This window comes from Acetobacter sp. DsW_059, assembly GCF_002153695.1.
Lineage (GTDB): Bacteria > Pseudomonadota > Alphaproteobacteria > Acetobacterales > Acetobacteraceae > Acetobacter > Acetobacter thailandicus.
The window spans coordinates 34,573-44,962 of record NZ_JOPI01000050.1; the positions used below are offsets into that span (position 1 = coordinate 34,573).

The 10,390-nt window shown below is 51.3% G+C and carries 8 protein-coding genes and 1 tRNA gene; 5 read left to right on the plus strand and 4 right to left on the minus strand.

Annotation, left to right across the window (positions count from 1 at the left end):
* The first annotated feature begins 12 nt into the window (after window positions 1-12).
* Window positions 13-777: a glycosyltransferase gene (locus HK25_RS10480; protein WP_369822914.1), complete on the plus strand. Its 765-nt coding sequence runs from the start codon at window positions 13-15 to the stop codon at window positions 775-777.
* On the plus strand, window positions 771-2,462 hold the full coding sequence (locus HK25_RS10485) for a glycosyltransferase family 39 protein (RefSeq protein WP_086636156.1): 1,692 nt from the start codon (window positions 771-773) through the stop codon (window positions 2,460-2,462). Before HK25_RS10480 ends, HK25_RS10485 begins: the two co-directional genes overlap by 7 nt.
* A 43-nt stretch (window positions 2,463-2,505) precedes the next feature.
* Here the strand turns inward: HK25_RS10485 and HK25_RS10490 are convergent.
* Window positions 2,506-2,581 (minus strand) — tRNA-Thr (locus tag HK25_RS10490).
* 166 nt (window positions 2,582-2,747) lie between these two features.
* Here HK25_RS10490 and HK25_RS10495 point away from each other — a divergent pair.
* The 3 genes from HK25_RS10495 to HK25_RS10505 are packed head-to-tail and all read left to right on the plus strand — an operon-like array spanning window position 2,748 to window position 6,592.
* Window positions 2,748-4,229 carry a paraquat-inducible protein A gene (locus tag HK25_RS10495; protein WP_233127801.1) on the plus strand — a complete coding sequence of 494 codons (1,482 nt, stop codon included), beginning with the start codon at window positions 2,748-2,750 and terminating at the stop codon, window positions 4,227-4,229.
* 44 nt (window positions 4,230-4,273) lie between these two features.
* Window positions 4,274-5,929 carry an intermembrane transport protein PqiB gene (locus HK25_RS10500; protein WP_086553971.1) on the plus strand — a complete coding sequence of 552 codons (1,656 nt, stop codon included), beginning with the start codon at window positions 4,274-4,276 and terminating at the stop codon, window positions 5,927-5,929.
* Between the two features lie 3 nt (window positions 5,930-5,932).
* The gene (locus HK25_RS10505; RefSeq protein ID WP_086636157.1) at window positions 5,933-6,592 is read left to right on the plus strand and encodes a membrane integrity-associated transporter subunit PqiC; all 660 of its coding nucleotides are present in this window, start codon (window positions 5,933-5,935) and stop codon (window positions 6,590-6,592) included.
* A gap of 74 nt (window positions 6,593-6,666) precedes the next feature.
* On the opposite strand, the gene purF is transcribed toward HK25_RS10505, so the two are convergent.
* From purF to HK25_RS10520, 3 genes are read right to left on the minus strand one after another with little or no spacing between them, the layout of a single operon-like run.
* On the minus strand, window positions 6,667-8,142 hold the full coding sequence (gene purF / locus HK25_RS10510; RefSeq protein ID WP_086636158.1) for an amidophosphoribosyltransferase: 1,476 nt from the start codon (window positions 8,140-8,142) through the stop codon (window positions 6,667-6,669).
* Window positions 8,143-8,187: 45 nt separating this feature from the next.
* Window positions 8,188-8,712 carry a CvpA family protein gene (locus HK25_RS10515; RefSeq protein ID WP_086553930.1) on the minus strand — a complete coding sequence of 175 codons (525 nt, stop codon included), beginning with the start codon at window positions 8,710-8,712 and terminating at the stop codon, window positions 8,188-8,190.
* Window positions 8,713-8,714: 2 nt separating this feature from the next.
* On the minus strand, window positions 8,715-10,367 hold the full coding sequence (locus tag HK25_RS10520; RefSeq protein ID WP_158092779.1) for a Na/Pi cotransporter family protein: 1,653 nt from the start codon (window positions 10,365-10,367) through the stop codon (window positions 8,715-8,717).
* Between the last annotated feature and the right edge of the window lie 23 nt (window positions 10,368-10,390).

The following is a 10,390-nucleotide window of genomic DNA, read 5'->3' on the forward strand; positions in this document are numbered from 1 at the left end:
TAAACTGCGCTGTTGCCCGGTTTGAGCATCCACTCTTCTTCCCGGTCTGATACAGTACCGGTTCTGAGCTTTGTTATCGCTGTTCTTAACGAGAGCGATAACCTCTCTTTTGTCTGTCAGGAGCTGGCTGACGCCTGTCGTAGCCTGCCTGAAACAGAAATTATCTTTGTTGATGATGGCAGCCGCGATGACACAGTGGCTGTTCTTCAAAAGCTGCGTGATGAGCAATTGCCCACGCTGCGTATTCTTTGTCACGAACGTTGTTGCGGGAAATCGGCTGCTCTGCGTACAGGCATTACTGCTGCACGGGGGGAGTGGGTTGCCACGCTTGACGGTGATGGCCAGGATGATCCACACGAATTTATAGAAATGCTTCGCCTGGCACAGTTAGCCAGTGGCACACCGCCTTTAGTTGTGGGGGTGCGTCGTCGTCGTCGTGACGGTCTGTCGCGTGTGCTGGCAACACGTTTTGCTAACGGGCTGCGCCGCAGGCTGCTGAATGATGACTGCCCTGACACCGGTGCGCCTATGAAACTGTTTCAGCGCGATGTTTTTTTGCGTCTGCCACAGTTTGAGGGGCTTCACAGGTTTTTACCGGCTCTGCTCAATTCCTATGGTGTGCCGCTGCTGTGTCACTCTGTGGGGCATCGTCCCAGGTTGCATGGTCAGTCCAAATATACAAACCTTAACAGGGCGATTGTTGGCGTGCGTGACCTGCTTGGGGTTATGTGGCTGCGCAACCGCACCAGACTGCCAAAATCGGTTCGGGAATGTTGAGACATTTCCAGGGTAAGTCCCGGCTGTCTATCTGGTCTCTTGTTTTCATTGGTATTTTTGCATTCCTGGTATTTTTGCCCGGGCGTGCCTCGACGCCTCCGTTTGATCGTGATGAACCACGATATATGGAGGCCACAGCGCAGATGCTTGAAAGTGGCAACTTTGTTGATGTGCGCTTTCAGGATAAGCCGCGATATCTTCAGCCGGCTGGTATTTACTGGCTCGAGGCGGCTTCAGTTGCTCTGAGCGGTACACTGCACGACCGTGCTGTGTGGGCGTATCGTGTCCCCTCTCTGCTTGCCATGTCTGCATCAGTGGCGATAACAGCCTGGATGGCTTCGGTGCTTTTTGGCGCTTCAGCTGGTTTTTTTGCAGCTGCTATGCTCATGGCTTCGGTGCTCGTTACGGCTGAAAGTCGTATGGGGACCATAGATTCCACGCTCTTATTTTCTGTTATGCTGGCGCAGGTTGCCCTTGTACGGGTTTTGCTTGATCGCGAGGCCAGGCGTACTACACCCATTAAAACTGCTCTGCTATTCTGGGGGGCGGCAGGTCTTGGGCTGATGCTCAAAGGTCCTGTCATTCTCATTCCTACACTTGGTACGGTTGCAGCTTTTTGTCTGACAGAGCGTAAGGCTGATATCTGGCGCAGATTGCGACCCGGCTGGGCCTGGATAGTTTCACTGGTTATTGTTTTGCCATGGTGTGTTGCTATTGGCGTAGTGAGCCACGGTGCATTTTTTAGTAATGCAGTTGGTACGAATTTCCTGGGTAAGGTTGCTTCAGGGCAGCAGGCTCATGGTTTACCTCCAGGTTATCATCTTCTTGTGTTTTTGCTGGCGTTCTGGCCAGGGTCGTTTTTTGTGGTCGCAGCGTTACCTGTGGTGTGGCGTAACCGTTTAACCCCGGCAGTCCGCTATCTTTTATGCTGGATCATTCCCCACTGGCTTGTGTTTGAAGCTATTGCAACCAAACTTCCCCATTATGTTTTGCCGACCTATCCGGCACTTGCTGTTCTCACGGCCGGAGCTCTGGCACAGGGTGGCCCGGTCTGGAGAAACTGGCCAAAAGCACTCTGGGCTCGTGGTGCTCTTTGTGTGTATGGCGGATTATGGACGATAACAGGGCTTGCTTTGTCGGTCGCCGGTCCGGTTCTTCTGTGGCGTCTGGAGGGGCAGCTCTCGCTGCCAGCATTCATTCTGGCAGGAGGGTGTGGTCCTCTGGTTATTATTTCAGCAGTTATGCTGGTACGCTCTGAGCTTATTAAGGCTTTTGTGACCAGTGCGACCTGCGCACTGCTGCTTTATGCCGGTTTGTTTACGGTTGTTGTGCCAAAGTTGCACAGTATATGGCTGGCACCCCGCCTCGCAGCTCTTGCTGAAACGTACCGTCCTTGCGGTGATAAAACTCAGGTGATTTCAGTTTCTTTTTCTGAGCCCAGTCTTGTATTTTTGCTGGGAGGGAAGGTGAAGCTGCTTGGTGCACAGGCCGCAGCACGCCTGATGCATAATGATAAAGCCTGTACGGTTGCGCTTGTTGCGCAGAGAGATCGTGAGGCTTTTGTAACAGCTCTTGGTGATGATAAGGCGGACCTGCTGTCACGCGGGATGGTAACAGGGTTGAATTATTCGAATGGCCACCATCTTGCGATTAGTCTGTATTTTCTGGCACAACAGAGTAACTGAGCGCTAAACTCTGGTTATTAGTAATTTTATCAGGGAGTGAAAATGGTGCCCGCTGGCGGATTCGAACCACCGGCCCCATCATTACGAATGACGTGCTCTACCAACTGAGCTAAGCGGGCATAACTTATTTTCGACCGCTGACTATCATGCTCATATAGGAAACGCAACCAGGAATGAGCACGACTGCAGAAAAAACTCTGTACAAAAAGGGCCAGGTTAAAAGATGAAGCGTTATTCATTTATTCTGTTACGTCAGAATTTTTTTTGCGTTAAAGTCTCGTAATCATGAAAATGTCTCTTTTTCAGACTTTGCAGCGGGATGTGGCTGCGTACCAGCAGGCCGGACCGGTTGATACGTCGCGCCGGGTTTACGTAGTGCAGGACGTGATGGAGTGTCCCTGCTGCGGCCTGCATCAGAAGCTGCCAGAGCTTAAAGAAGGGACACAGGCCCGTTGTTCGCGCTGTAACCAGTTACTTGATCGTCGTAACAGGACTGCTCCGATCGCGACACCTCTGGCTTTTTGCATTAGTTCTGCTGCTCTTTATATTGCGATGTTATTTTCTACGCTTATGACGCTTGACCTGTATGGCCGTCAGAGAACTGTAGATATGGTTACAGGCCCTATAGAGCTTTTACACGAAGGCTGGGGCGAGGCCGGTATTCTGGTCGGTCTGGTAACGGTGCTGGCTCCTGGCGTGGTGATTGCCCTGATGGGGCTCATTCTGACAACAGCCCTGCGCCCTCAGCTGCCATCATGGGTGCCATACCTCCTGAAATGGTATGAAATCTTACGCCCATGGTCGATGGTTGAGGTTTATATTCTTGGTGTATTTGTTGCTTACACTAAGCTTGTTGATTTGGCCTTTGTTGAAGTGGGTCCGGCGCTTTACCTGGTTGCTGCTCTGATGGTGTCTATGGCAGCCACAGATGCAACGCTTGATATGGAAATGATATGGCGTAAGCGTAAAATTGACTCTTTTATGCATATGATGAACGGGAGCCGCGTTCCTGTTGAAACGATTACTGCTGACCAGTGTTCAGTCGAGACGCATCCTTTTTCCCGCAGAGTTTCCTGTCTGAGTTGTGGTCTGGTCCTGGCTTTTGATCACGATGTACACCCGAGCAACCCTGAAGGGCATTGCCCGCGATGTTCGCATGTGGTCAGGCAAAGAAAGGCCAACAGTCTGCATCGCACAACAGCATTGCTGATTTCAGCGATTGTTTTTTATTTGCCAGCAAATATTTATCCGGTCATGACAGTGATCAGTCTGGGTAATGGTTCGGGTCATACAATCATTCAGGGCGCAATAGAGCTCTGGCAGAGTGATATGATACCCCTTTCCATCCTGGTGTTATTTGCCAGCGTTACTGTGCCGGTGCTTAAAGTGGTTGGGCTTTCCGTTATGGTTGTGACAATATATCGTCATTCAGCCAAAGGGCTGGTTCTGAGGTCAAAGCTCTTCAGAGTTATCGATGTTGTTGGCCGCTGGTCTATGATTGATGTTTTTATGGTCTCTATCCTCGTTGCTGTTGTCAGGTTTAGTCACCTTGCCAGCATCTCGGCGGATGGTGGCATGGTGTGTTTTGCCGCAGTTGTTGTGCTGACAATTTTTGCGGCCCATACTTTTGATCCGCGCCTGATGTGGGATGCTGCTCAAAAAAACAAAGGTGACCGGAGTTCGCGTGTACTTCAGCCTTCTCAGAAGGCGGTTATGGTTCGCGATGAGAAATTTTATTCAGCTAATATGGAGCCCGACGAGGCGTGAATAAGCAGAATACACATAACAACTCACCGGATCAGGATGATGCTATGCCTGATTCTGCCCTGCGTCGTATCCGGTTTTCAATTATCTGGATCATTCCTGTTCTCTCTATTTTTATTGCAGGTTTTCTGGTCTGGCGTAGTTTTGCCAATAACGGGCCCGAAGTGACGGTGATTTTTGACACTGCTGATGGTCTGACCAGTGGTCAGACACAGGTTAAAAATAAGTCAGTTGTGCTCGGTACTGTCGAGAAAATTATGCTTGTCGATGATATGAGCCATGTTGAGGTTCGTATCCGTATGAATGCAGGCACAAGCTATATGCTGACAAACCGCGCCAGGTTCTGGGTGGTTCGTCCGCGTATTAACGGGGCCAGTATTACAGGTCTTGAGACCCTTTTATCAGGTGCCTATATCGCGTTCGACCCGGGGCTGGTAACGCCAGGTGAGAAAGATCTATGGCATGTTACTCATTTTCGCGGCCTCGAATCACCGCCAGGTATAACCTCTGACCAGCCAGGTCAGACATATTATCTGCTTGCCTCTTCAATCGGGTCTATTGGTACGGGAGCACCGGTTTTCTTCCGTGATATGGTTGTTGGTGAGGTGCTGGGTTACACCATGCCTCCTGGCGGGATTGGGCCAGTACTTATTGAGCTGTTTATTCGTCAGCCTTATGACAGATATCTGCACACAGACACGCGTTTCTGGAACGTGTCGGGTGTCACTGTTGGTTTTGGTGCTGGTGGTCTCAAGGTGCAGTTGCAGTCGTTGCAGGCGTTGTTCTCAGGGGGGGTCGCTTTTGGCCTGCCGCTTAAATATGACACCGTGACGCAGTACGACGCGCCTGAGAATACGTTGTTTAAGCTGTATGAGAGCAGGGAAGATGCTGAAACAGCTGGTTATCATGAGCGTGTGCCGCTTGTGACTTACCTGACATCTTCAGTGCAGGGTCTGACTGTTGGCAGCAAAGTGAGCATGTTCGGCCTGCAGATAGGTAATGTGACCAGCGTGAAATTTGAGATGAATGCGAAGACTGATCAGCCTCGCGTTCGTGTTGGTATGCAGATTCAGCCGGAGCGTGTTCTTGACGCTAATAAGCTTAAGCATGGTGCATTAACAGATATTTTCAGAACTCTGGTTCAGCACGGGCTGCGTGCTTCTGTTGACAGTGTGAGTTTTCTTACCGGCGAAAGTATGATCTCGCTCAATTTCGTTAAAAATGCTCAGCCTGCTCAGGTGGAGATGGACGGCACGACCCTCGTTATTCCTGGCCAGCCTGGTGGTATGAATGGCATTATGGAATCTCTCTCCACAGTGGCTGCACGTCTTGCTGGTGTACCGTTTGAGCAGCTTGGTGTGAACGCAAGCAATCTTCTGGCTCATGCTGATCAGACCCTGGTCAGCCCGGATGTGCGTCAAAGCCTGACCAGTCTGAGAGCGTCATTACAGAATCTGCAGGTCATGAGCACCGAACTGCGTAAAGGTACTGCACCACTGATGCAAAGCCTGCCTGCCATGACGAAGCAGCTTGAGCAGACAATCGCGAATGCCAACAAGCTTATGGGCAGTTATGGCAAGAACACAGACTTCTATCGTAATATGCAAACCATGATTCTTCAGTTGAGTCAGACCGCCCGTTCTATGCGTTTCCTGGCTGATTTTCTGACAAATCATCCTTCTGCGCTGATATCAGGACGTTAAGCCATGAAAATGCTTTTTGCTCTTCGGTCTGCCCGTTCTTTTTCTGGGCGCCGTTCTTTTTTATCTGGTTTTGCAGCGCTGAGTGTTATGGCAACATCACTTACAGCCTGCTCTTCAGGTGCCAATCCGGCATTTTATACGCTTGCCGTTACACCCGGGCAGCCTTTATCAGGTGGTCCGCGTTATGTCGAAGTGCGGCTTCCTACCATTGCCTCTGGCCTGGATCGGGATCGTATTGTAACGGCTGATTCAGGTTATCGACTGACACTTTCTCAGAATGATGCCTGGAGTGACTCTCTCTCTGCTCAGATAAGTCATGCTCTGGCAGGTGATATTGCACAGCGTTTGCCCGGCTCGGCTGTTTTTGCTGAGAATGATGCTGTTTCAACGCAGCCGGATGCTTATGTCGAGCTTTCGGTCACTCACTTTAGTCGGGGGCCGTCTGGTCGTACGCAGCTTGAAGCGATTTTGTCAGTGCGTGCAATTGATACAAATCAGCCTTTTTATATGCAGCGTCTGACTCTTGAGGGGAAGGCTCCGTCTTCTTCAGCTGCTTTGATTCAGGATATGAGTCTGCTGCTGGGGCAGTTATCTGATACAGCGGCAACTCAGCTGAGAATGTTGCAGGCAGATCAGGCCTCCCGGCAGGTTACGTCTCAGTAAATAAAAAGCTTTAGACTGGTTATAAAAAAAGGAGCTTCCTTACGGAAGCTCCCTTTTTTTTGTCTGGCTTTGCCTCAGGCAGTGCCTGTACCAAATTCTTTATCATGGTCAATGAGCGGAATAGGGTAGTCACCGGTAAAGCACGCATCGCAATAACGATCACGGCAGGATTCACGGCTTTCATAGCCCATAGCACGGTAGAGGCCGTCCTGAGAGATAAAGGCAAGACTGTCAACGCCAATCAGTTCAGCCATTTTCTTCAGGTCGTGTTGTGCGGCCAGCAGCTGGCTGCGCTCAGGGGTATCGATACCATAAAAGCAGGAGTGCTGAGTTGGCGGAGAGGAAATGCGCATGTGCACTTCTTTCGCGCCGGCAGCCCGTACCATGTCGACGATTTTACGTGAGGTTGTGCCGCGTACAATTGAATCATCGACCAGAATAACGCGCTTACCATTCAGAGCGGGGCGGTTTGTCGAATGCTTCATTTTAACGCCCAGGTTTCTGATCTGGTCAGTGGGCTCAATGAAGGTACGGCCAACATAGTGATTGCGGATAATACCCAGCTCGAAAGGAATGCCGCTGGCTTCAGCATACCCCATGGCAGAAGGCACACCTGAATCCGGTACAGGCACAACGATATCTGCCTCAACGCCACTTTCGCGGGCAAGTTCCTGACCGATCTGTTTTCTGACCGCATAAACCGGCAGCCCCTCAAGGACAGAATCGGGACGTGCAAAGTAGATATATTCAAAGATACAAAAATGGGGTTTGGTCTGACCAAACGGGCGCAGAGAGCGCACGCCATCATTATCAATAATGACAAGCTCGCCTGGTTCGATATCTCTGACGAACTCTGCGCCGATAATATCAAGACCACAGGTTTCAGATGCCAGAACCCAGCTGTCGCCATCACCATCTGTACCGCTCAGGCGCCCCAGAACCAGCGGACGAACGCCCATAGGGTCGCGGGCACCGATCAGGGCATCACCTGACAGAACAACCAGTGAGTAAGCACCGGTAACACGTTTTAGAGCGTCAATCAGGCGGTCTTCAACAGTTGCATAGAGAGAGGTCGCGATCAGATGAACAAAGACCTCTGTATCCATGGTGGACTGAAAGAGGCATCCGCGCAGGATCAGTTCTTTACGCAGTGTTTCTGAGTTTGTCAGGTTGCCATTGTGGGCAACAGCCAGGCCACCAAAGGCGAACTCAGCAAATAAGGGCTGCACATTGCGTAGCAGTGTTGCGCCTGTTGTGGCGTAGCGGTTGTGCCCGATGGCACGGTTGCCTTTAAGTGTTGCCATAACGCGCGGGTCACTGAAAACGTCGCTGACGAGTCCCAGTCCGCGGTGGGAGTAGAATTCAGAGTTGTCATCGCATGAGACGATACCAGCTGCTTCCTGGCCACGGTGCTGGAGAGCATGCAGGCCAAGAGTAGTCAGAGCGGCAGCATTTCTGGCGTTCCAGATGCCAAAAACAGCACATTCTTCGTGCAGATGATCATCATCATGTGCTGATGGTACGGGGGGTAAGGAACCGGGGGCATTCATGAGTAAGAAGGGTCTCCGCAGAAAGCCGAAAAAGTGCCAAATGAGCTATAAGGTGGCGTCATGACCTGCTGTGCGATCTGGCGCAACCCCTTTTGTCGTAAAATCAGGCATAAAAGGCTGAATGTAAGCGACTCCCATCCGGATATAGGGTGTAAATTTCCCTTTATTTTCAATATCATGGATATCTTCCGGGGGTAAAAGCCACTGTGCAGACACAAAAAGCAATAAAACCAGAAGGACCCCGCGCGCAAGTCCAAAAAGGGCACCCAGTGTGTGGTCGAGCCCCTGAAGGGCTGATTGATGAATCACCCGCACGATCAGGGAAGAGGCGAATGAAGCCACGACAAGCAGCACGAGCATCAGTAAAATAAAGGCGGTAATATCTGCTACAGTATGGTCGTGGATGAAGGAGCGGGTCCAGGGAATCAGGTTAGTATAGTAACGGCAGGCCAGTAGCAGAGCGATAACCCATCCCCCTATGCCAAGTGCCTGCCTGGCAAAGCCCCGTATAAGGCCATGCAGCACAGATAAAGTAACGAGGACAAGTGCGATAATATCGATCGCAGCCACGTTCAGTCTTCTCCTGTAGGGAGTGAGTAAGACGCTGCGGCAACAATATGCGTATTGACACGGCGCAGGTCACGTAAAAGGGTGAGCTGATAGGTCACCACTTCCTCCCGCAGATTATATTCAGCTGATGAATTACTGTCTCCGGGTTGTTTGCGCAGGCGCTCAAAATAGGCAGCGGTTGCTGTTGATTCAAGTGTTCGGAAAAAATCCTTCTGTCCTGCCAGTGGGTTGGTCTCAGAAGTGTTTTGTCGTAGCAGAACAGTCGCGCAGATATTCAGGTTGCGTGCGAGCTGATCCATCATTTTCTGCACGGGCACCTGAAGTGACGGAGGCAAAGAAATACGCTGGCGCGCCATTTTTTGTACCATAGGCACAAGGCTGCGTTCTACAATGTCTTCAGCATGCAGGAGCTGATTACAGAATGCCAGAATTTCCTCAGCGGCCTCCATTTCCGGTTCACTGGCAGTTTCGGGGTCGAGCCCGGCCAGATAAGAGCGGATAGATGCTCCCAGATCTTCAATGGCGTTACCTAAGGGGCGGGCTGACGCTGCACGGGACGGGTCAGTCGTGTTCATACCTTCGCCCATAGTCGCGAGCATGGTTACAAGAAGGTCACACAGGCGCATGGCTTCGCGGGCGGCACTGCCAATGGCCAGCTGAGGCGCCTTATCAAGGAGGAGTGTGTCCAGATAGCGTGGAGTGCCAGGAGATTGTTTTTTGTCATCCGGAATGTCCGGGATGAGTTTTTCCATTAATCTGGTATATATTTTCAGGGCGGGTAGCATAATAACCGCGAGGCCAACATTAAACAGAGTATGGAAGTTGGCTACCTGGCGGGCGGCATCAGGTTCGAGGCGTGTAATCAGGGTGCTGATCCATGGCAGAACCGGCAGCAGCATACATGCTCCGACGATACGCACCAGCAGGTTACCCATAGAAATACGGCGGGCAATAGGGCTGGTACGGTTCCCTTCCATTACGGGGTTAATGGAGGTACCGATATTGGCACCCAGAATAAGGGCCAGAGCTGTTTCCGGGGTGATGGTGTTGCTGGTTGCAAAGGTTGAAACCAGCATAACCGTGGCAACAGAAGAATGGCTGAGCCAGGTAATGACAGCTCCCAGCAGAATAGCGGCAATATCATGTGAGCCCATAGAGGCCAGAACCGCCGTAAACTCTGCTTTATGAGTATATGGTCCAAGCAGAACCAGAAACTGTCGCAGTGAGATCAGGATCAGTCCCAGGCCAATAAAAGCACGGCCTGAATCGCGCCAGGCACCCTGACTGCGGCGAAACAGCATGACTCCGGTTAATACAAATGCCGGCGCGATGGAGGAGACATCAAACGAAAGGAGCTGAACAATGAGTGTGGTGCCAACATTGGCACCCAGCATAACAGCCAGAGCCGGTGCCAGCTCAAGCTGGCCACGTCCTGCCAGGCCTGTAATCATCAGTCCTGTTGCGGTTGAAGACTGAAGGATGGCTGTTATGCCAAGACCTGTCAGAAATGCCTGAAAGCGATTGCCCAGCATACGGGCCAGCAGGCTGTTAAGGCGTGCACCGCAGGCTCGCTGTACGCCGGTCTGCACCATATGTACGCCCCATAACAGCAGCGCGATACTTCCGGCCAGATTAATAAGCGTTAGCAGAGCCACGTTATGGGCGTTCCTTTTTCTTA

Excerpts from the sequence above, each read along its gene's own strand:
- HK25_RS10485 (WP_086636156.1), top strand. The coding sequence starts at position 771 with ATGTTGAGACATTTCCAGGGTAAGTCCCGGCTGTCTATCTGGTCTCTT.
- HK25_RS10495 (WP_233127801.1), top strand. The coding sequence starts at position 2,748 with ATGAAAATGTCTCTTTTTCAGACTTTGCAGCGGGATGTGGCTGCGTAC.
- HK25_RS10500 (WP_086553971.1), top strand. The coding sequence starts at position 4,274 with ATGCCTGATTCTGCCCTGCGTCGTATCCGGTTTTCAATTATCTGGATC.
- HK25_RS10505 (WP_086636157.1), top strand. The coding sequence starts at position 5,933 with ATGAAAATGCTTTTTGCTCTTCGGTCTGCCCGTTCTTTTTCTGGGCGC.
- purF (WP_086636158.1), bottom strand. The coding sequence starts at position 8,142 with ATGAATGCCCCCGGTTCCTTACCCCCCGTACCATCAGCACATGATGAT.